This window comes from Arthrobacter sp. 8AJ, from assembly GCF_902506025.1.
Classification (GTDB): domain Bacteria; phylum Actinomycetota; class Actinomycetes; order Actinomycetales; family Micrococcaceae; genus Arthrobacter.
In genome coordinates this window covers 2,186,669-2,206,826 of record NZ_LR733289.1, presented here as the reverse complement: position 1 = coordinate 2,206,826, position 20,158 = coordinate 2,186,669, and the positions used below count along the sequence as shown (strand labels likewise).

Annotated in this window: 18 protein-coding genes and 1 pseudogene; 8 read left to right on the top strand and 11 right to left on the bottom strand. The window is 66.9% G+C overall.

All coding sequences use genetic code 11. The features are described from left to right. Nucleotides 1–16: 16 nt before the first annotated feature. Both BACI349Y_RS10305 and glgC read right to left on the bottom strand, forming a co-directional pair. On the bottom strand, nt 17–1,468 hold the full coding sequence (locus tag BACI349Y_RS10305) for an SDR family NAD(P)-dependent oxidoreductase (protein WP_159632015.1): 1,452 nt from the start codon (nt 1,466–1,468) through the stop codon (nt 17–19). An 89-nt stretch (nt 1,469–1,557) separates the two neighbouring features. Beyond that, complete coding sequence (gene glgC, locus BACI349Y_RS10300; RefSeq protein WP_159632014.1) at nt 1,558–2,967, bottom strand: glucose-1-phosphate adenylyltransferase; 1,410 nt, start codon at nt 2,965–2,967, stop codon at nt 1,558–1,560. Nucleotides 2,968–3,069: 102 nt separating this feature from the next. On the opposite strand from glgC, the gene glgA reads away from it, so the two are divergent. Then, complete coding sequence (gene glgA / locus BACI349Y_RS10295) at nt 3,070–4,275, top strand: glycogen synthase (RefSeq protein WP_159632013.1); 1,206 nt, start codon at nt 3,070–3,072, stop codon at nt 4,273–4,275. A gap of 91 nt (nt 4,276–4,366) precedes the next feature. On the opposite strand, the gene BACI349Y_RS10290 is transcribed toward glgA, so the two are convergent. Continuing rightward, nucleotides 4,367–6,478 (bottom strand): acyl-CoA dehydrogenase family protein, encoded by a 2,112-nt coding sequence (locus BACI349Y_RS10290; protein WP_159632012.1) that lies wholly within the window; start codon nt 6,476–6,478, stop codon nt 4,367–4,369. A gap of 1 nt (nt 6,479) precedes the next feature. Then, nucleotides 6,480–7,208, bottom strand: a complete 729-nt coding sequence (locus BACI349Y_RS10285) for a TetR/AcrR family transcriptional regulator (RefSeq protein ID WP_236560792.1) — start codon at nt 7,206–7,208, stop codon at nt 6,480–6,482. Between the two features lie 61 nt (nt 7,209–7,269). On the opposite strand from BACI349Y_RS10285, the gene BACI349Y_RS10280 reads away from it, so the two are divergent. The 3 genes from BACI349Y_RS10280 to BACI349Y_RS10270 are packed head-to-tail and all read left to right on the top strand — an operon-like array spanning nt 7,270 to nt 10,880. Continuing rightward, nucleotides 7,270–8,622 (top strand): acetyl-CoA C-acetyltransferase, encoded by a 1,353-nt coding sequence (locus BACI349Y_RS10280; RefSeq protein ID WP_159632011.1) that lies wholly within the window; start codon nt 7,270–7,272, stop codon nt 8,620–8,622. A gap of 9 nt (nt 8,623–8,631) precedes the next feature. Continuing rightward, a complete protein-coding gene (locus tag BACI349Y_RS10275; RefSeq protein ID WP_159632010.1) occupies nt 8,632–9,972 on the top strand; it encodes a 3-oxoacyl-ACP reductase in 1,341 nt (446 codons plus the stop codon). Next, nucleotides 9,969–10,880: a MaoC family dehydratase gene (locus BACI349Y_RS10270; protein WP_159632009.1), complete on the top strand. Its 912-nt coding sequence runs from the start codon at nt 9,969–9,971 to the stop codon at nt 10,878–10,880. Before BACI349Y_RS10275 ends, BACI349Y_RS10270 begins: the two co-directional genes overlap by 4 nt. Here BACI349Y_RS10270 and BACI349Y_RS10265 read toward each other — a convergent pair whose 3' ends face one another. The 5 genes from BACI349Y_RS10265 to BACI349Y_RS10245 all read right to left on the bottom strand — a co-directional run bounded on the left by BACI349Y_RS10265 (nt 10,881) and on the right by BACI349Y_RS10245 (nt 15,546). After that, the gene (locus BACI349Y_RS10265; protein WP_159632008.1) at nt 10,881–11,981 is read right to left on the bottom strand and encodes an FUSC family protein; all 1,101 of its coding nucleotides are present in this window, start codon (nt 11,979–11,981) and stop codon (nt 10,881–10,883) included. It abuts the gene before it with no gap. Nucleotides 11,982–12,074: 93 nt separating this feature from the next. Then, nucleotides 12,075–13,184, bottom strand: a complete 1,110-nt coding sequence (locus tag BACI349Y_RS10260; protein WP_159632007.1) for a serine hydrolase domain-containing protein — start codon at nt 13,182–13,184, stop codon at nt 12,075–12,077. Nucleotides 13,185–13,227: 43 nt separating this feature from the next. Next, nucleotides 13,228–14,271, bottom strand: a complete 1,044-nt coding sequence (locus BACI349Y_RS10255) for a glutathione S-transferase family protein (protein ID WP_159632006.1) — start codon at nt 14,269–14,271, stop codon at nt 13,228–13,230. A gap of 29 nt (nt 14,272–14,300) precedes the next feature. After that, nucleotides 14,301–15,041: a M50 family metallopeptidase gene (locus tag BACI349Y_RS10250; protein ID WP_159632005.1), complete on the bottom strand. Its 741-nt coding sequence runs from the start codon at nt 15,039–15,041 to the stop codon at nt 14,301–14,303. A 202-nt stretch (nt 15,042–15,243) separates the two neighbouring features. Next, nucleotides 15,244–15,546, bottom strand: a complete 303-nt coding sequence (locus tag BACI349Y_RS10245; protein WP_018761323.1) for a DUF4193 domain-containing protein — start codon at nt 15,544–15,546, stop codon at nt 15,244–15,246. 204 nt (nt 15,547–15,750) lie between these two features. On the opposite strand from BACI349Y_RS10245, the gene BACI349Y_RS10240 reads away from it, so the two are divergent. The 4 genes from BACI349Y_RS10240 to BACI349Y_RS10225 all read left to right on the top strand — a co-directional run bounded on the left by BACI349Y_RS10240 (nt 15,751) and on the right by BACI349Y_RS10225 (nt 18,525). Next, entirely contained in the window at nt 15,751–16,893 is a 1,143-nt protein-coding gene (locus tag BACI349Y_RS10240; protein WP_159632004.1) for a glycosyltransferase family 9 protein, read from the top strand. Beyond that, complete coding sequence (locus BACI349Y_RS10235) at nt 16,890–17,861, top strand: glycosyltransferase family 9 protein (protein WP_236560791.1); 972 nt, start codon at nt 16,890–16,892, stop codon at nt 17,859–17,861. Before BACI349Y_RS10240 ends, BACI349Y_RS10235 begins: the two co-directional genes overlap by 4 nt. A gap of 74 nt (nt 17,862–17,935) precedes the next feature. Continuing rightward, complete coding sequence (locus BACI349Y_RS10230) at nt 17,936–18,166, top strand: hypothetical protein (RefSeq protein WP_159632003.1); 231 nt, start codon at nt 17,936–17,938, stop codon at nt 18,164–18,166. Between the two features lie 167 nt (nt 18,167–18,333). Further along, on the top strand, nt 18,334–18,525 hold the full coding sequence (locus BACI349Y_RS10225) for a three-helix bundle dimerization domain-containing protein (RefSeq protein WP_142133845.1): 192 nt from the start codon (nt 18,334–18,336) through the stop codon (nt 18,523–18,525). A gap of 14 nt (nt 18,526–18,539) precedes the next feature. Here the strand turns inward: BACI349Y_RS10225 and BACI349Y_RS10220 are convergent. Together BACI349Y_RS10220 and BACI349Y_RS10215 are read right to left on the bottom strand one after the other, a co-directional pair. Continuing rightward, nucleotides 18,540–19,570, bottom strand: a pseudogene (locus tag BACI349Y_RS10220) (NADPH:quinone reductase). An 87-nt stretch (nt 19,571–19,657) separates the two neighbouring features. Beyond that, nucleotides 19,658–20,149, bottom strand: coding sequence for a DM13 domain-containing protein (locus tag BACI349Y_RS10215; protein ID WP_159632002.1), 492 nt, complete (start codon nt 20,147–20,149; stop codon nt 19,658–19,660). Nucleotides 20,150–20,158 lie beyond the last annotated feature (9 nt).

Here is a 20,158-nt window from a genome sequence, read left to right as displayed (position 1 = left end):
CGTGAGCATACCCGCATCACCAGGGGCTGGGCTTGTAATCCTTCAGGAAGACGCCGTACTGGTCCTCGCCCTTTTCACCCATGACGATCGGATCGTAGACCCGCGCCGCACCGTCCACCAGGTCGAGGGGCGCGTGGAAGCCTTCCTCCATGAGCCGGACCTTGGTGAAGTGCGGGCGCTCGTCCGTGATCCAGCCGGTATCCACCGCCGTCATCAGGATGCCGTCGGTATCCAGCATCTCCTGGGCGCTGGTGCGGGTCATCATGTTCAGCGCCGCCTTGGCCATATTGGTGTGCGGGTGGCCGGGGCCCTTGTAGGCGCGGGAGAACTGCCCCTCCATGGCGGAGACGTTCACGATGTACTTGCGCCGCGCCGTGGACCGCTTCATGGCGCCCCGGAGCCGGCTGACCAGCAGGAAGGGGGCGGTGACGTTGCAGAGCTGCACCTCGAGCATCTCCAGGGGATCCACTTCGTCCAGGACCTGCGTCCAGCTGTTGATCGTGGCAAGGTCCGGGACCAGGCCACCCGCGTCAATCGCGGTTCCGGAGGCGATGCGCTCCAGCGACGCAGACCCTGTGGACAGCGCCAGAGAGGTGATCGCGTCGCCGGCCAGGACCGGGTGTTCGGTGACGCTGCCGGCAAGGGCCAAGGGGTGCTTGTCATGGGCATGGCCAAACGTCAGGAGCTCAGGGCCGCCGTTGGCCTGCTCCAGGGCCGCCGGAAGCGGCTCGTCCTCTGCGTCCACCAGCGGCTTGTAGGCGTTGCCGGACCGGCGCACGGTCTGGGCCGCGTTGTTGATGATGATGTCCAGCGGACCGGCCTGGTCGAGTGAGTCGGTCAGGGCCATGACCTGGGCGGGATCACGCAGGTCGATCCCCACGATGCGGAGCCGGTGCAGCCAGTCCCCGCTGTCTTCCATCGCCGCGAAGCGCCGGGCAGCGTCCTTGGGGAAGCGGGTGGTGATGGTGGTGTGGGCTCCGTCGCGCAGCAGCCGGAGTGCGATGTACATCCCGATCTTGGCCCGCCCTCCGGTCAGCAGGGCCCGGCGGCCGGTGAGGTCGGTCCGGGCGTCACGTTTGCTGTGGCTGAAGGCCGCGCATTCCGGGCACAGCTGGTGATAGAAGGCATCCACCTGGGTGTAGTGCTGCTTGCAGATGTAGCAGGGGCGGGACCGGAGGAGGTGTCCGGCGATCTTTCCGGTGGCGGACGGTGCCAGCTTGTTGCCGCGGGTCTCGTCATCGATCCGGTCAGGGGCGGCGGTGGCGGTCTGGGCAATCACTGCGCGGTCAGCCTCGGCGATGGAATCACGCTTCGTGACCCTGCGGTGGCGCTTGACGGCCTTGAACATCTTCCCCGTGGCGCGGCGCACCGCGACATAGTCCGGGTGCTCCTCGTCGTAGGCATGGATGGTGTTCAGGACCTTGAGGCAGGCCTGGATGTCCTCAGGGGTCAGATCGGGGGAGCTCATTGGGAAAATTTTACAGCGTACGCCGCAGGCCGGGGCACCATGGGTGGCGCCCCGGCCTGCGGGTGGTGTGGGGTATGGCTACCTGCGGATCACCGCAGCCGGGCGGCCGGTGCGGCCTCAGCCGCGGCGGCGGCATGCGTGCCGGCCACCTTGTCCGCAGCCTCGCGGACGCCGGCGTACTGCTCCGCAGCAGCCTTGATGGCGTTCGGCAGGACGCTCAGGTGGCTGGCGGCGAGCTTGCGTTCCTCCTCGCCCGGTTCCGGGACTTCCTGGCCCTTGGCCAGGACGGTGATGCCGGACTCGGTGACCTTGAACCCGCGCGCCCTGTCCAGGTCAGGGTCCAGGCCGATGGCCGCACCGGCAGGGACCTTGACGTTCTTGTCCAGGATGGCGCGGTTGATGACTGCCCCTTCACCCACCTGCACCTTGTCCATCAGGACAGAATCGATGACCCGGCCGCTGGTGGCGACGTAGACGTCGTTGGACAGGACCGAGCCCTCCACCACGCCGCCGGAGATCACCACGCCGTTGGCCACGATGGAGTCCAGCGCCGTGCCGACGGTGTTGTTCTTGCCGCGGACGAACTTGGCCGGCGGGGAAATGCTCTGCCGGGTGTAGATGGGCCACTCGGAGTTGTAGAGGTTGAAGACCGGCAGCGGGGAGATGAGGTCCATGTGGGCGTCATAGAAGGAGTCGATGGTGCCCACGTCGCGCCAGTAGGTGCGGTCCCGCTCGGTGGAGCCCGGGATGTCGTTGAGCGTGAAGTCGTAGACGCCGGCCTCGCCCCTGTTGACGAAGTAGGGGATGATGTCCCCGCCCATGTCGTGCTTGGTGTCCAGGCGTTCGGCGTCCACGTGCAGCGCGGCCACCAGGGCGTCGGCGTCGAACACGTAGTTGCCCATGGAAGCCAGGAACTGGGAGGGGTCGGCGGCGAGCCCGGGCGTGCTGGAGGGCTTCTCCACGAACGCGGCGATCTTCTGGGAGTCGTTCTGGTCCACTTCGATCACGCCGAACTGGTCGGCCATGTGCAGCGGCTGCCGGACGGCCGCCACGGTGGCCTTGGCGCCGCTGCGGACGTGCTGGTCCACCATCTGGGCGAAGTCCATGCGGTACACGTGGTCCGCACCCACCACGACGACGATGTCGGGGTTGGCGTCATGGATCAGGTTCAGGGACTGGTAGATGGCGTTGGCGCTGCCCAGGAACCAGCTCTTGCCGACGCGCTGCTGTGCGGGGACGGAGGCGACGTAGTTGCCGAGCTGGGTGGACATCCGCCATGCTTCGGAAATATGCCGGTCGAGGCTATGGGATTTGTATTGGGTGAGGACCACAATCTGCAGGTAACGCGAATTCACCAGGTTGGAAATCGCAAAATCGATCAGGCGGTAACTGCCGGCGAAGGGCACGGCGGGCTTGGCCCGGTCTGCCGTCAGTGGCATCAGTCTGTTTCCCTCGCCACCTGCGAGGACAATGGCCAGGACTTTTTTGGTCAACGGCATAATGGTCGCTCCTGTACGCCTTCGTAACTCCCCAAGACAGTCCGGTAGGCCCGGACTCCTTCACACTAGAACAGTTATCCGTGAACGACTACCTTGGGTCTTGTGCGAATAGACATTGTGACTAAAGAGTTCCCGCCGGAGATCTACGGTGGCGCCGGGGTGCATGTGGCCGAATTGAGCAGGGTGCTTAGTAAGCACGTTGACCTGCAGGTTCGCGCTTTCGGTGCTCCCCGCGATGCTGACTACCACGGAGCAACCGTGACCTCCTACCAGGTTCCCGAGGATCTGGGCGGGGCCAATGCCGCGGTGCAGACCCTGGGTGTGGACCTGCGCATTGTGCCGGATGTCCAGGGCGCCGACCTGGTCCATTCGCATACCTGGTACGCCAATATGGCCGGCCACCTGGCCTCCCTGCTGCACGGAATTCCGCACGTTCTCAGTGCCCACAGCCTCGAGCCGCTGCGGCCCTGGAAGGCCGAGCAGCTGGGCGGCGGCTACGCGCTCTCCTCCTGGGTGGAGAAGACGGCCTATGAAGCCGCGGCGGCGATCATCGCCGTGTCCGAGGGCATGCGCCAGGACATCCTGCGCAGCTACCCCAACGTTGACCCGGACAAGGTCCGCGTGGTCCACAACGGCATCGACGTGGAGCTGTGGCAGCGTGATGAAAACGACGACGCCGTCCGCGCCCTGGGCATCGACCCCGCCAAACCGAGCGTCGTCTTTGTGGGAAGAAACACACGCCAAAAGGGCGTTCCCTACCTCCTGCGGGCGGCAGCGAAACTTCCTGCTGACGTCCAGCTGGTCCTGTGCCTGGGCGCCGCGGACACCCCGGAACTGGCGGCCGAAACCGCCGCGCTCATTGAGGAACTGCAGAAGCAGCGCACGGGCGTGGTGCTGATTGAACGGATGCTGCCGCGCCACGAACTGATCCAGGTCCTCAGCCACGCCACGGCCTTCGCCTGCCCCTCCATCTACGAGCCGCTCGGCATCGTCAACCTCGAAGCCATGGCCTGCGGCGCCGCGGTGGTGGCCAGTGCCACCGGCGGCATCCCCGAGGTGGTCCAGCACGGTGAAACCGGCCTTCTGGTGGATCTGGAACAGGTCACCGATGGTACGGGTACGCCCCTGGACCCGGAGAAGTTCGTCGCGGAGTTCGCAGCCGCCCTCACCGAAGTGGTGTCCGATCCCGCACGCGCCCGGGCGATGGGGAAGGCAGGCCGCGAGCGCGCCGAAAAGCACTTCTCGTGGGAATCGATCACCGAAACCACCCTCGAGGTGTACCGATCGGTGCTGCCTGCCGGAGCCTGAGCGTCCCGGCAGTAGAAACAACGACGGCGGCGCTCCCCCTGGTGGGGGAGCGCCGCCGTCGTTGTTTACCCGGTTGGTGGTTTCAGCCGGGTTAGGCCTTGCGGCCCGCCGTCCTGGCGATCAGGACTTTCTCGTCCACCGGCGCCTGCCCGCTGGCCCGCTGGCTGCGGAAGTGCGCACGCGCCTCGTCCTGGCGGCTCTTTTCGGCGCCCGTGGCGATGGCCGCCCGGACGTGCTCGTCGCCGTACCCGAAGGCCTCCACGAGGTCCAGGGCGTGCGGGCGGATCTTCTCCAGCAACCTGTTGATGTAGCCGCCCACCGTGCGGGCCCGCTGCATGGAGAGGCGGCCGTTCATGAGGTACCAGGACAGGTTCTTCTCAATCAGGGACAGGCCGAAGAGGTCACGCAGCCAGGTAAGGACTGTCCTGGTGCCCGCATCTTCCACCTCGCGGAGGGCGTCCGTGAACGCCTCCCACTGCAGCAGTTCAGCGTGCGCCTGGGCGGCGTCGATGAGTTCATTCTGGTGTCGGTTGAACAGGGCCGCGCCCTTGTCCTGCGACAGGCGCTTGCTGCCCTTCAAAGCAGCACCGGCCTCAGCCACCATGGCCTGGACCCGGTCCGTGAGCAGGGCGCGCTGGCCTTCCTCGTCGCGGAGGGCGATTGCAGCCTTCTGGACCGACCCCGTGTCCGCCATGAACTGGGCCACCTGGCGCAGGCCGGTGCGGTGCACAGCGGCGCCCGCGGCCTGGTTCACCACATAACGGGCGAGCACTCCGAAGTCCACGTTCCTGAACTCCTTGGCGTAGTCGGCCAGCAGGCGCTTGGCCACCAACTGGAGCAGCACGGTGTTGTCTCCCTCGAAGGTGACGTACACGTCGAGGTCGGCGCGCAACGAGGCGAACCGGTTTTCGATCAGGAATCCGGCACCGCCGCAGGCTTCACGGCACTCCTGCAGGGTGTCCAGGGCGTGCCAGGTACTGAGGGGCTTCAGCGCCGCGGCGAGCGTTTCCAGGTCCTGGCGGTCCGCGTCGGTGTCGTGGGCGCCGGAGAAGACGTCGTCGAACTTCTGCAGCAGCTGCTCATGCGCAAAGCTGGCCGCGTAGGTGCTGGCCAGGCGGGTGAACAGGCGCCGCTGGTGCCGCTGGTAGTCGAGCAGGACTTCTTCCTCGGTGTGCGAGGACGCGTTGAACTGGCGGCGTTCGGTGGCATACTGGATGGCGGCTTTCAAAGCCACCTTGGAGGCGGCCACGGCGGCGCCGTCCAGTGACACGCGGCCCTGGACCAGGGTGCCGAGCATGGTGAAAAAGCGCCGGCCGGGGCTGGCGATGGGCGACGTGTAGGTTCCGTCTGCGTCGACGTTGCCGTACCGGTTCAGGAGGTTGGTGCGGGGGACGCGGACGTTGTCGAAGTGCAGCCGGCCGTTGTCGATGCCGTTCAGGCCGCCCTTGACGCCGTCGTCCTCCCCGCCGATTCCGGGCAGGAATTCCTTGGTCTTCGGATCCCGGAGGTCCACGTAGAACGCGTGGACGCCGTGGTTCACGCCGCGGGTGACCAGCTGGGCGAACACGACGGCGCCGAGGCCGTCATTGGCCGCGTTGCCGATGTAGTCCTTCCAGGCGGCACGGAACGGGGTGTGGATGATGAACTCTTCGGAGGCGGGCTCGTAGGTTGCAGTGGTGGCAATGCTTGCCACATCCGAGCCGTGGCCGGTCTCGGTCATGGCGAAGCAGCCGGGGATTTCCAGGCTCATGATTCCGGGCAGCCACTTGGTGTGGTGTTCCGCGGTCCCCAGGTGCATCACGGCGGATCCGAAAAGACCCCACTGGACCCCCGCCTTGATCTGCAGGGACGGGTCTGCCACCACCAGCTCCTCGAAGCCGGCGATGTTGCCGCCATGGTCGTCAGAGCCGCCCAGCTCCGAGGGGAAGGCGCGGTGCACGGCTTCATTGTCCACGAGGTACTTGAGTTGGCCGAACACGCGGGCACGGTGGTCGGTGTGCGTCAGGCCTTCGATCTTGTGCAGTTCAGGCCTGGCGGCCAGATCCCGTGCCTGGAGCCGGACATCGACCCACTTGCCCAGGAGTTGCCTGCCCAATGCCTCGACGTCGACGGCGGGCGCGGGGTTTTCGTCCAGGGGCTTGGCTGCAGGGGTTGCGGCGGGCCGGAGCCCCTTGCGCGCGGGGCGGTCCACTACGTCAGTCATGTCACAGTCCTTCTTTGGCGGATAACTTGGTGGTCGGTGAAGCGGGGGTGAGTTCGGGGACGATGCCCACGCACAGCCACGCCGTGATCTGGCGGGCCATCGTCTCCTGGTCTGGTTTGGCAGGGGAGTCCGGGGTGCTCAGCCATTGTTCGCCGGCGTTCCGTACCAGGCCGATTGCCGCCTTTGGCCAATAGCCGATGACGGTTTCCCTGACATCGCCGAGGTGTGACCGCATGGGGGTGGCGATCATGTCCGCGATGGCGTCGAAAAAGGGGCCCAGCGGTCCGCCGGGCGCAGCAGGGTGAGCTGGGCCGGCGGTATCACCTGGCGCGTAGCTGGTGACGAAGGTGTAGACGTTGGGGCTGGTATCGGCCATCTGGAGGTAGGCCGAAACCATGGCGAGCAAGCCCTCCCGGGGCGTGAGGGCGCTTTGGGCGGCCTCCTGGATGCGGTGCTGCATCTGGCTGAGCACCACCTCACCCACCGCCTGCTGCAGCCCTGCCTTGTCCCCGAAGTAACGGTAGAAGACCGACTTCGACGTTCCGGCCGCTGTGGCGATGTCCTCCATCGAAGCGTCGCTGCCCAGGACGTGCACCGCGCGGCGGGCCTGCTTAATAAGTTCCCTGCGCCGTTCTTCCCGGTGGCTCTGCCAGCGGGAAGAACGCCCGTCGGAGCTCGCCGGCGTGGGCAGTTCGATGGTCAGGGGGGAGTGCGTGTCCTGAAGGTTCACGATACCCAGCGTATCAGGTACGCTGGGTATCGGTAACCACTTGTGACCAGAGGAGCCCTCCATGTCCACAGAAGGACAGTCCATCCCCGCAGGCGGATCAGCCACGCCTGCCGTCCCGGCGACCCGCAGGGCGGTGATCGTCGGCGGCAACAGGATCCCGTTCGCCCGGGCCGGGGGAGCGTACGCCAAATCCTCCAACCAGGACATGCTGACGGCGGCCCTCGATGGCCTGATCGCCCGCTTCGGCCTCCAGGACGAACGCATTGGCCAGGTGGCGGCGGGCGCGGTGCTCAAGCACTCGCGCGACTTCAACCTCACCCGGGAAGCCGTTTTGGGATCGGCGCTCTCTGCCGAAACTCCCGTGTACGACCTCCAGCAGGCGTGCGCCACAGGCCTTGAAACCGTGGTTGGCCTGGCCAACAAGATCAAGCTTGGACAGATTGATTCCGCCATTGCCGGCGGCGTGGACTCCGCGTCCGATGCTCCCGTGGTGGTCAGCGAGGGGCTCCGCGAGGTCGTCCTGGACCTTCACCGGGCCAAAACCCTTCCCCAGCGGCTCCAGATCCTCAGCCGGCTCCGGCCCAAGGACCTGGCCCCTTTGGCCCCGGGCACAGGGGAGCCGCGGACCGGCCTGTCCATGGGCGAGCACCAGGCCCTGACCACTGCACAGTGGAAGATCTCCCGGGAAGCGCAGGACGAGCTGGCGTTGAACAGCCACCACAACCTTGCTGCCGCCTACGACTCCGGGTTCTTCGACGACCTGATGACCCCCTACCGGGGACTGACGCGCGACGGGAACCTGCGGGCCGACACTTCACTGGAAAAACTCGCCTCGCTGAAGCCGGTCTTCGGCCGCAACCTTGGCGCAGACGCCACCATGACAGCAGGTAACTCCACTCCTCTGACCGACGGTGCTTCCACGGTGCTGCTGGCCTCCGACGAATGGGCTGATGCCCGCGACCTGCCCAAGCTGGCAGCCGTGGTGGACGCCGAAGCTGCCGCCGTTGATTTTGTCCACGGCAAGGACGGGCTGCTGATGGCCCCCGTGTTCGCCGTGCCCAGGCTCCTGGCCCGGCAAAACCTGACGCTGGCCGACTTCGATTACTTCGAGATCCATGAAGCCTTCGCCGCCACCGTCCTCAGTACCCTCGCAGCATGGGAGGACGACGAGTTCGGACGTACCCGCCTCGGCCTCGAGGGTGCGTTCGGCAGCATCGACCGTTCCCGCCTCAACGTCAACGGGTCTTCGCTCGCAGCAGGCCACCCCTTTGCTGCCACCGGCGGCCGCATCGTAGGCACCCTGGCCAAGATGCTCCACGCCAAGGCTGCCTCCACCGGGCGGCCGGCGCGGGGCCTGGTGTCCGTATGCGCGGCCGGCGGCCAGGGCGTCGTCGCGATCCTGGAATCCCTGTAGGAGGCGGCTATGGCGGACACATACACACAACTGGTCAACAGCGGCCTGGGCCGCAACGTGGCAAAGAAGCTGGGCCTCCCGCAACCTGCGGTCCTTCGCCGTTACCAGCCCGGGCAGCCACTGGTGACCGGACCCGTCGTCGTCCTCGGTGATACTTCGGGGGCGGACAAGCTCGCTGCAGAACTGCTGTCCTGGGACCTCGACGTCCGGCGGCACGCCGTGCCGGCCGAAAAGCTGGGTGCCATCATCCTGGTCCTTGATGAGCTCGCTCATCCGGCAGACCTGGAGAAGCCCGTCCTGGCGACGGCAGGGTCCCTCCGGGACCTGCGGGCCGGCGGCCGGGTCATCACCCTGTCCCGCCCGGCGTCGGAAGCCTCCTCGCCCGAAACCGCGGCAGCGCGGCAGGGGGTGGATGGCTTTCTGAGGTCCCTGGCCAAGGAACTGCGGGCAGGTGCAACAGGCAACGGCGTCGTCCTTTCAGGCGGCACCACCGCCACCAGCCCCAGTGCCCTGGGCGCCTTAAGGTTCTTCCTCTCCGGCCGGTCAGCGTTCGTTGACGGACAGTTCCTCACCGTGTCAACGGAGGACGGCAGCCTTCCCACAGACCCGGAGCAGCCGCTGGCAGGCAAAGTGGCAGTTGTCACCGGCGCGGCCCGCGGCATCGGTGCCCAGATCGCCAGGACGCTGCACCGCGACGGTGCCACCTTGATCCTGGTGGACATTCCTGCGGCGGGGGACCAGCTGGCCGCGGTGGCGAACGCGGTGCGCGGCACCGCGCTGCAGCTCGACATCACCGGCGCGGGTGCGGGCCAGCGGATCATCGACCATGCCGTGCAGCGGCACGGGCGGCTGGACATCGTGGTGCATAACGCCGGCGTCACGCGGGACAAACTCCTGGCCAACATGGACCAGGCACGGTGGAACGCGGTGATCAACATCAACATTGCCGCCCAGCTCCGCATCAATGAAGCCCTGCTGGCATCCGCACACTTCCGGTCGGCACCGCGTATTGTTTCGGTTGCTTCCACCAGCGGCATCGCCGGAAACAGGGGACAAACCAATTACGCGGCGTCCAAGGCAGGAGTGATGGGAATGGTGCGTGCCACCGCCCCCCTGCTCGCGTCCCACGGCGGCACCATCAATGCCGTGGCTCCCGGATTCATCGAAACCGAGATGACGGCGCGCATCCCCTTTGCCGTCCGCGAGGTGGCACGGCGGCTGAACTCGCTGCAGCAGGGGGGCCTGCCGTCCGATGTCGCGGAGACCATCGCGTTCCTGGCCAGCGAAGCCGCCGGTGGGATCAACGGGGAGGTGCTGCGGGTGTGCGGGCAGAACCTGGTGGGGGCATGACGGTCCAGCAACCGGTGGTCCTGGCCGAGATGCCGTCATTGTCCAAGCTTTACGTCAATGCCGCCGCGCAGGCGGCACGGCGCAGGCTCCTGGGCACGCACGACTCGTCAGTCCTTCCGGCGGAGAGCCATGAAGTCAGGGGCGTCACGGTGGGGGTCGAGAACCTTACCGCGTATCAGCACCTGATCGGCGAAACGGCCAGTGACGTCCTGCCTGCCGGCTTCATCCACGCGATCGCGTTCCCGTTGGCCATGAGCGTCATGAACAGGGACGACTTCCCGCTGCCCCTGCTGGGGATGATCCACCTGCGCAACAGTGTTGAGCAAAGATCACCGCTGGTGTTCACCGATGTCCTTGACATGACCGCCCGGGTGGAAAACCTCCGCGGCCACCGTGCTGGGACACAGGTGGACGTCGTGGCGGAAGTGCGGCGTGCCGGCTCCAGCGATGTGCATTGGTGCGGGGTTTCCACGTACCTGGCCAAGGGAGTGTTCCTGCCGGGGATCGACAAGCCCACCGCCACCGCGCCCAAGGCGGATTTCACGGCACCTGACCCAACGGCCCTGTGGCACCTGGGCGTGGACACCGGCCGTGCGTATGCAGCGGTCTCGGGGGACTTCAACCCCATCCACCTGAGTGTGCTCTCGGCCAAAGCCCTGGGCATGCGGCGGTCGATAGCGCACGGCATGTACCTGGCGTCCCGGGCGCTCGCGGACGCTGGCCCCGCCCGGGGCGACTCGTTCAGGTGGGACGTGGAGTTCGAGGCCCCGGTCTTCCTGCCCTCCCGGGTCGCCCTGGAGATCGCGACGGAACAGGGCGGGGCCGGAGCATGGAAGCGATCCAGCTTTGTCGCCTGGAGTCCGCGGTCGGGGCGGCGCCACTTCAGCGGGACAGTTTCGGCCCTGTAATCACGGCCGGGGAGCTTGGGCTTCGTCTCCGGGACGCGGGCGGCCGGCCTGGTCCTGGGGACGGACCGCCCGGAGGATCCGGTGGAGGCTGAGGAGGACCGATTCTGACGCAGGGACCGTTCCCTGGTCTGCCGGCCTGCGGGCGGTGGCAGCCATACAGGCTTCCACCGCCGCCTTGGCGGCGTCATAGCGGTCCCTCCGGCCCTGCTCGTTGCCGTCGGTATCCGTGGACACCAGTTGTCCGGTTGCGGTGATGGCGTCGGCCAGGGGCTCGTTGTCCTGCAACGGGATGGCATACGGCACGTCGTCTTCCCAGATCACGTCAGACAGCACATCCGTCATGTCCTGGATATGGAACGTGACCCGCTCCAGGTCCTGCAGGTCGCGAAAGTCCTGGTCCATGTCACGCGGGTGCAGCTTCCGGCGGGGGTTGGCCCTGCGGCTGGCATCGGCTTCCTTGACCAGGTGGCGCACGGATCTTGCGGCCTCTGCCAGTTCGTCCGACCTGCGCGACCAGTCTTCGTGCTCTGGGGGCCACTTTTCCTTCAGGGCGGCGCCCATATCCAGCAACTGCTTGCCCAGGGCGACCCTGAGGTCGGCCAGGCTCGACGCCGCTGCGTTGAGGTGCAGGGGTGGGAAAATCAGGAAGTTCACCGCAATGCCCACCGCCACTCCGGCTGCCATCTGCACGAGGTATCCGTAGGAGAAATCTTCGGCGTTACTGCCGCCGACCAGCAGAACCAGCAGGGCCGCCGTCGGAATCCAGTCACTGCCTGAACCGATGCCCGGCAAGCCGCCCAGCAGGACTCCCACCCCCATGAACACGGCGACCGTCAGGGGCGAGGGCGCACCGATGCTCACCAGGACGAAGGCAAGGCCGATTCCCATCGCCAGCCCCGCCAGGGCCTGCGCCCCCTGCTTCACGGACCCGGCGACATTGTGATACATCGCCACCAGGGCGCCCAGCGGCGCGTAGTACGCGTAGTGCGAGGCGGCGCCCGGCATAAGGGGTGCGATGGCGAACGCCAGCCCTGCGGCTATGGCCGCTTTCCCGGCCAGTTGCAGCCGCTGCGCCGCGAAGGCAGCAGAAAGCCCCGCCACTGATTGTCTAAGAAGTTGGGTCCCCCGAGCCCACCGTGCAGCCGGCCGTGCCTGAGTATTGCCCATCCGGACAACAGTAGGGCCGGGGGTGCGTCAGGACAAACCGGCTGCTGAACGCCGTACCGCAGCGGCCAGGCGGTGGGCACGGCCCGGAGTGCGCCCCTCTTCCGCGCGCCGGGGGATGTAACCGAAGCCCAGGCCATAGGACGGATCCGCAAAACCAAGGGCCGCGTTGGCCCCCTCGTGGCCGAAGGCACGGTGGCTGCCGAAGTTCCGCGAGGGGTGGGGCTTCATGAAGACGACCGCGAAGGCATTGTCCAGGCCGGAGGACCGGTCCAGGCCCCACACCTGCTCCCGGGTCATTGCCGCGACGGTCCCCGCTGTGAGGAACGGCTCACTGCCCTCCACGCCGGTGGTCGCTGCCGCATACAACCGCGCCAGCCCGTCGGCGGACCCTACCCCGCCCGCCGCGGACATGCCCGCGGCGCGCACCGAGCGGATGTTGGGCAGCTCCATGATGGTGCTGACCGGGGCGTTGCCGTTCATGCCATCGAGGCTGAGCGGGTCGACCCACGCCTCCGACGGGTCTGCTTCATAGAGGACATCCCGGTATCTGGCGTCCTGGTCCTCCGGCAGCCCCAGGAAGAAATCCACGTCCTGCGGCTTCCGGATTCTTTGGTCATAGATGTCCTGCAGGGCCTCACCCGTAGTCCGCCGGCACAGTTCCTCCATGAGGATGCCGATGGTGAGCGCGTGGTAGCCGAACTGGCGGCCGGGCTCCCAGGAGGGAGCGGCATCCGCGAGTCGGGCGGCAGCCCTGGACGTGGTGAACTCGTCCAAGCCAAAGCCGCCCTCGACACCCAGCAGCCCCGCTTGGTGCGACAGCGCCTCCCTGACCAGGAGCCTGTCCTTTCCGTGCGCGGCAAACTCGGGCCAGTAATGCGCCACGGTCTGGTCCAGGTCAAGGGCGCCGTCCTGGACCAGCAGGGCGATGACCAGTGCGGCGACGCCCTTGGAGCAGGAGTAGGCGCCGGTCAACGTATCCGGTGCCATGTCCGGGCCCCCGGTCAGGCGTACCACCGGCACCCCGTTCCGGTAGGCGGCCAGCTGCGCGCTGTAGCGGGAGTCCTCCGCGAGAAAGGACTCAAACAGTGCCAGGACGCCCTCGTACCCCGGCACCACGAAACCCAGAGAAGTCTGCATGCCTTCCAGTGTAGGAGGAAAGCGGTTTCCTTCAGGGTTTTGCTCAGGCGGCCGCGCCGTGTCCCGCAGCGACTTCCTCGCCGCCCAGCGACTCCCGCCCGTGGTCCGTCAACCATCCGGACAGGTCCGGGCCGGCCGGGACGATCCCCGTAGGGTTGATGTCCTCATGCACGACGTAGTAGTGCCGCTTGATCTGCACGAAGTCGATGGTGTCTCCGAAGCCGGGTGTCTGGAACAGGTCCCGTGCATATCCCCACAGGTTGGGCATCTCGCTCAGCTTCTGGCGGTTGCACTTGAAATGACCGTGGTACACGGGATCAAACCGTGCCAGCGTGGTGAACAGCCGCACGTCCGCTTCGGTGATGGTGTCGCCCACCAGGTACCGCTGCTGCGAGAGGCGCTCCTCAAGCCAGTCCAAAGCGGTCCACAGCCGCTGGTACGCCGAATCGTAAGCCTCCTGCGATCCGGCGAAGCCGCAGCGATAGACGCCGTTATTGACCTCGGTGAACACCCGCTTGTTCACTTGGTCGATTTCTTCGCGGAGATGCACCGGGTAGAGCTCCGGGGCACCCGGCCGGTGGAACTCTGTCCACTCGGTCGAGAAATCGAGGGTGATCTGCGGGAAATTGTTGGTCACCACTTCACCACTGTGCACGTCGACGATGGCGGGCACAGTGATTCCCCTCGGGTACCCCGGGAAGCGCTTAAAGTAGGCTTCCTGCAGGCGCTCTATGCCCAGGACCGGATCCACTCCGCCCGTATCCAGGTCGAAGGTCCAGGAACGCGCGTCGTGGGTTGGCCCGGGCTGGCCCAGCGAAATGGCTTCTTCGAGCCCCAGCAGCCTGCGGACAATGACCGTCCGGTTCGCCCACGGGCAGGCCCTGGCGGCAATCAGGCGGTAGCGCCCTGCTTCCACTGGCCACCCCGGCTCGCCGTTGCTGCCGGGAGAAGCATCCCTGGTGATGCGGTCCTCTATGTAGTTGGTGTCCCGGGTGAATTCGGCTCCGCCTGTCACATAGGCGCCGCGGGTGCTGTGCCCGTTGGTGTGGTCGGTCGCTGCGGTGGTGCTTTCCGTTTCCTGGCTCATGCCACAAGCCTATGCGCCACCCCTGCGCCCTAGGCGCCTTGCAGCAGGATTACCGAGATGGGCTGCCAGGCCACCAGCCATGCGCCGGCGACCAGGAGCGTGAACAGGCCAATCCAGATTCCGGACGGAACAGACGTGGCACGGTACAGGAGATACGCGTCCGAACTGCTGAGACGGTCCCGGCGGCGGAGGTGCACATGGGTGAGTTTGAGCAGGTCCCGCACCGCGGCGACGAGCAGCGCAAGGCCGAAAATGACGGCCACATGCCCCACGGCGGGAGGCGGCGCAAGGAAGGTGAGCGAGCCTGCTGCGCCGATGGCAGCGCCGGTAATGACGAATCCGGCAAGGTTGCGGAGGAACAGGAGCGAAGCAGCCAGCACCAGCGCACTGACGGCCATGGCGGCGGGTCCCCACCCGTTCAGCCCGCACCAAACAAAGGCGGCGCCCGCCAAGGCAGGCACGGGGTACCCCCAGAAGCAGGACCAGGCGGCGGCCAGCCTGCTTCTGCTGTAGGTGGTGGTGGTTCCGGAGTGGTCAAGCCGGAGGCGGATACCGGACAACCGCTGCCCGGAGGTCAGGGCAGCAAAAGCATGGCCAAGCTCGTGCGTCACCGTGGCGAGGAGGCCGAAGTAGCGCCAACTGCGCCGGGGGATGGACAACCCGACGGCGGCCGCCACCGACAGCAGCATCTCCACCCAAGTGACGGTGGGAACGTTCGCCTGGGTGAATGCCGTGGCGAACGTCTCCCATAAGCTGGCGGGGCTGGCCACCGTTGCCTCCTGGCTGCCGGGTAGGCATGGTAGGTGTCGACGTCGTCTGTACTGTCCCCAACGCTACCCAGCTGAGCTGGGTGAAGGCTTAATGGGCACGGGGACCGGCGGCCGGGCCAGCGCTTAAAGCCGAAAGGCACGCCTGATGCGGCGTGCCTTTCGGGCGGGACCGGGCGAACCTGCCCCTCGGAAAGCTTCTGGACTAGCCTTCGCACTCGGTGCAGTAGCTGTGGCCGTCTTTTTGCCGGGCAATCTGGGACCGGTGGCGGACCAGGAAGCAGGAGTAGCAGGTGAATTCATCCTCAGCCTGGGGGATGACCTGGACTACGAGCTCCTCAGCGACGAATTCGCCGCCAGGGACCCCGGCGCCGTCCAGCCCGTCAGCCTCGTCCAACTCCTGCACAACACTGCGGGCGTCGGGAGCATTCGCTGACTGGAGCTGCTCGAGTGAGTTGTCCTGCGATTCCTTGACGTCGGAACGCAGTTCATCGTAATCGGTTGCCACTTTGGGTGCTTCTCTTTTCTTTGATTGGCTGTCGGGTATGAAACGTACAGCATCAAGCCGGTATTCCCCAACAGGGAGCGTAGATCCACTGCCGATTGGGTAAAGGTTCAAAGGAGCGGCCGCGGGTTTAGAACCGCTGAGCGGCTGCATGGGCAGTGGAGGGGCGGCCGGGCTGTTCCCTCCCGGTGACGGAAGGGGCGGTTTGTGGAGCAACTCACTGCAGAGTTTGGCGGTGCGGAACAAATTGGTGTGGGCGTCGGTCCCGTGCTGGAGAAGTTTGATGATGTGTCCAGGATCGTTGTCCTGCGCGGAGGCGGCCTGGGGGACCTGATCTTCGCTGTTCCGGCAATGGCTGCGTTGAAGGCGGCCTATCCTGCATCGAGGATCACCTTGCTGGGCACGCCGATCCACAAGGCGCTGCTCGGAGCGGTGGAAAGCCCGGTGGACGAGGTCGTTGTCCTGCCGTTCGCGGAAGGCGTACGGCCCGGGGAAGAGGACGCCGGAGAACTGGACCGTTTCTTTGCCGATATGCGCGCGCGCCACTTTGATGTGGCCGTCCAGCTCCACGGCGGGGGACGGTACTCGAACCCCTTCCTGCTGCGGCTGGGGGCACGCCATACGGTGGGGACCCGGACGGCCGACGCCGCAAGCCTTGAGCGCACCGTCCCGTACCTCTATTACCAGCACGAACCCCTCAGGGCCTTGGAGGTGGCCGGGTTCGCCGGCGCGTTCCCCGTGGACCTTGAGGCGCGGCTTGAACCCTCCCCGCCGGCAGCACCCTCCCAAGTCGACGGCGGCGACGGCGACCAGCCGCTCGTGGTGATCCACCCCGGCGCCACCGACCCCCGCCGTCGTTGGCCCGCAGCCAAGTTCGCGGAACTTGCCGCTGCCTGCGCGGCTGATGGTTCGCGGGTGGTCATTATCGGCGATTCCAGTGAACAGGAGCTGGCAGCGGAAGTTGCCTCCCGGGCGGCCTCCGCGGCAGTTCATTCCGCGGCAGGCGAACTGGATATGGCAGGCCTGGTGGCGCTGCTGGCGGAAGCCGGCGTTGTGGTGGCCAATGACAGCGGACCGAGGCATCTGGCGCAGGCCCTCGGCGTGCCGACGGTCGGCATCTTCTGGGCGGGCAACGTGATTAATGCCGGGGCGCTGGGGCGGAGCCTTCACCGCGTCCACGCCTCATGGGTCACGGCCTGCCCCACCTGCGGCATCGACGTCACCCAAGTGGGCTGGACAGCACCGCGCTGCGTCCACGACGACTCGGCGGTGGCCGGTATAGGCGTCACGGAAGTCTATGAGGACGTCCGCAGCCTCACCGCCACCACGTTCGCGAAGCAGGACGCATGAGCGGCGCGGTTATGGCGGAGGAGGCCGGTGCTCCGATACCCGCAGACGGCAAACCGGAGCTTTTGGTCCTGCGTGCCTTGAAGCTGGGCGACCTGTTGGTGGCCGTACCGGCGCTGAAGGGCATCCAACGCGCTTTTCCCGGGCACCGGCTCCGCTACGCCGCGCAGGGGTGGCTGTCGGAGGCCCTGGGACTGGTGGGTGGCTATGAGCTGCTGCCTACGCACGGTCTCGACGAGCCGCTGGCGATGGATCCCGGCGTGGTGGACGTGGCCATCAACCTGCACGGCAGCGGCCCGGAGAGCCAGGGGAGGATCGAGGCGTTGAGGGCCCGCCAGACCTTGGGCCATAGAAGCGCCTACCGGGACGGGCCGCCCTGGCGGCCGGAGCTGCATGAGCGCGAGCGCTGGGTCCGGCTCCTCGAATGGCATGGAGTGGAAGCCGATCCGCTGGATGTGCAGTTGAACACACCGCACGTTCCCAGTCCCGTCCCCGGCGCAACAGTCCTGCATGTGGGAGCCGCCTACGGCAGCAGGCTGTGGCCGGCGGAGCGCTTTGCCGCGGTGGCGACGGCACTGACCGAAACCGGACACCAGGTGGTCTTCACCGGAGGTACGTCCGAAAGGGAGCGCGCCGGGGAAGTGTGCCGCCTTGCAGGACTGCCCGGCACGGCCGTACTGGCAGGGGTGCTGGGCCTGGGGGAGTTCGCTGCCACGATTGCCGCCGCGCGCCTGGTGGTCTCGGCCGATACCGGGGCTGCGCACCTGGCATCTGCGTACGGCACCCCATCCGTGGTGCTCTTTGGTCCGGCCCCGCCTGAGATCTGGGGTCCGCCGCCGGGACCCCATGTTGTCCTGACCCGGGCCGAACTGCGGCGCGGGGACACCTTCGCGGCACAGCCGGACCCTGCCTTGCTTGCTGTCCAGGTCTCCGATGTCATGGCTGCTGTCAAAGGACTGGGGTTGCTCTGAACCCTGTGGGTTTACGCGTCGATGCTGTGGGTCTGCAGGGGTTGGATCCTGCGCCGCGGGCCTAAAATTGATGCATGAGCACTGAGCTGGAAATCGCTTTGGTGTTGGGGACGGCGTTCCTGTGGGTCACCGTGACGCTGACCATCCTGTCCGCCATCGACCGGCCCGAAAGGAAGGCGCGGCGGCAGGAACGGCGCGACATCCGGACGGAAAAGCGGCGGATTGAGTACCGTCCAGTGGCGGCGGGGCCGCATGCCCAGGGACGGAACCGGCACCCGCGGTCCCGGAGGCTCCACCCGCACTGACCGACGACGTGACTGTCGCGGGTGGGCCGGCGTGGAGCGCGGGCCCGGACCTCCGCGCGCGGCCGCCCGGCCGTCGTCGTACTCTGCCCTGTGGTGGGCGCGCTCGACGTCCCTTCCCCCTTTAGTCAAGTCTTGACGGGGTTGGCCGGATCCCTGACACTTCCCCAATGGGAGTAAGCGAAGAGTTGCGGGCTCTGGGCGATGTGGTGGACAGGCTCGCGGCGAAGTTTCCCGCCCTGTCCAGGGAGCACATTGAGGATGTAGTGCAGCAGGAACACAGCCTCCTGGACACGGGCAGGGTCCGGGCGTTCATACCGGTCCTGGTTGAGCACGCAGCCAGGGACCGCCTCTCGCGTTGATTCGCGGTAAGGCCTCAGGTGGCCGGCATGACGTCGATAAGCACCTTTCCGATGGTCTCCTGTTCCACCGCATCATGGGCTGCGGAAGTCTGCTCCAGCGGGAACCGCGTCAGTGGCAGCCCGTGTTCTTCACCCACCCGGAGCGCACCGGCGGCGAGCGCTTCGGCGACGGCGGCCACGGCGTGCCGTTTCTGGTCGTCGGTGACTGTGTACGTGAGGATGAACTGGTACCGGACGTTCTTGGTCATGCTTTCGCGGATGGGGACCGTGAGTGATTCTCCGGGGTTCGCGGCGTAGATGGAGATGGTTCCGCCCGGTTTGAGGATCTGCAGGTCCGTTTCTATGTTGGCGGGCGCGTTGACGTCCACAATGATGTCGACGCCGTCCGCGGCCAGCTGGTGGACGGCGTCGACAACGTCGTCCGTCCGGTAGTTGATGACCGTTCCGGCTCCGGCACGGCGGGCAAGCTCAGCCTTGCGGTCCCCGCTGACGGTCGTGATGACGGCGGCACCGGCCCATCGGGCAAGCTGGATGGCCGCATGGCCTACGGCTCCGGCGCCTCCCGTGACCAGGACGGTGCGCCCCGCCAGGGCACCGGGGGAGAGCCGGGCCGGGCCGGCCCGTCCTCGTTCGAGGTCAGGGCCCGGTGCGCCGTCAGGGCCGGGATCCCCAACGAGGCGCCGGTATCGAAGGACTCGGCGTCGGGAAGGGCCACTGCTTTGTGGCTCGGCACCACCACGTATTCCTGGGCGGTACCTTCGTTGCCGCCCCAGGCGACGTCCCACAGCCAGACGCGATCGCCCACGGTGAAGCCGGCCACTCCGGCACCCAGCTGGTCGATGACTCCGGCTCCGTCCTGGTTTGGAACCTTCGGGGCATCCAGCTTCCTGCTTCCGCTTCCGGACCGCGACTTCCAGTCGGTGGGGTTCACTCCGGACACCACCACCCGGACGCGGACTTCTCCCGCTCCTGGCTCCGCTAATGGCCTGTCCCGGAGCTTCAGCACGGATGCGGGCCCTGTCTCCTCGTACATAACTGCCTTCATGTTGTCTCCCATGCCCGGTTGCGGATGCCCTACCGCTCCAACCTACCGAAAGCGCAGCACGGGAGCAGCGCCCCAGTCCATGGGCGTTCAGTCTTCCTGCAGGTTGGCGGTGCCCAGGGCGGTCTTCCCGGCGTAGTCATAGATCACTACGCTGCGGATGGGTTCCCGCAGGGCGGCCCACCTGGCGGCGTCCATTTCCACCCGCTGGCCCGCGCCCGTGAGCGGCCCCAGTTCGATCAGCTTGGTGGAGGACAGTCCAGCGCTGCCGCCCGTCCCTGGGACCAGCGTGCCCGGGCTCAACATCAGGCGAAGATCGTCGCCGGTGCCGGTTGCAAGGTTCTCCAGCTGCAGGACAGCACCGGCTTTGGTGACGTGGATCGTCACCGTTCCCGTCGTGAGTGCTCCCTGGGACTGGAACTGTCCCCTCAGAGTCACAGGCCCCGCAGAGGAGGGAACACCGGGAGCAGGTTCCACCGTGGGGCTTTGCTGCTGCGGCCCGGGCGCGGACCCGGAATCAGTGCAGCCGGCCAGGCCGGCCGCCAGCACCACCGAGAGCGCCGCGGACTGTATCACCCTCATTTTTCCCCC

Bases quoted from the DNA above. Each gene is read 5' to 3' on its own strand.
- BACI349Y_RS10305 (WP_159632015.1), bottom strand. From the start codon at position 1,468: ATGAGCTCCCCCGATCTGACCCCTGAGGACATCCAGGCCTGCCTCAAG.
- glgC (WP_159632014.1), bottom strand. From the start codon at position 2,967: ATGCCGTTGACCAAAAAAGTCCTGGCCATTGTCCTCGCAGGTGGCGAG.
- BACI349Y_RS10290 (WP_159632012.1), bottom strand. From the start codon at position 6,478: ATGACTGACGTAGTGGACCGCCCCGCGCGCAAGGGGCTCCGGCCCGCC.
- BACI349Y_RS10280 (WP_159632011.1), top strand. From the start codon at position 7,270: ATGTCCACAGAAGGACAGTCCATCCCCGCAGGCGGATCAGCCACGCCT.
- BACI349Y_RS10275 (WP_159632010.1), top strand. From the start codon at position 8,632: ATGGCGGACACATACACACAACTGGTCAACAGCGGCCTGGGCCGCAAC.
- BACI349Y_RS10270 (WP_159632009.1), top strand. From the start codon at position 9,969: ATGACGGTCCAGCAACCGGTGGTCCTGGCCGAGATGCCGTCATTGTCC.
- BACI349Y_RS10260 (WP_159632007.1), bottom strand. From the start codon at position 13,184: ATGCAGACTTCTCTGGGTTTCGTGGTGCCGGGGTACGAGGGCGTCCTG.
- BACI349Y_RS10255 (WP_159632006.1), bottom strand. From the start codon at position 14,271: ATGAGCCAGGAAACGGAAAGCACCACCGCAGCGACCGACCACACCAAC.
- BACI349Y_RS10235 (WP_236560791.1), top strand. From the start codon at position 16,890: ATGAGCGGCGCGGTTATGGCGGAGGAGGCCGGTGCTCCGATACCCGCA.
- BACI349Y_RS10230 (WP_159632003.1), top strand. From the start codon at position 17,936: ATGAGCACTGAGCTGGAAATCGCTTTGGTGTTGGGGACGGCGTTCCTG.
- BACI349Y_RS10225 (WP_142133845.1), top strand. From the start codon at position 18,334: ATGGGAGTAAGCGAAGAGTTGCGGGCTCTGGGCGATGTGGTGGACAGG.
- BACI349Y_RS10215 (WP_159632002.1), bottom strand. From the start codon at position 20,149: ATGAGGGTGATACAGTCCGCGGCGCTCTCGGTGGTGCTGGCGGCCGGC.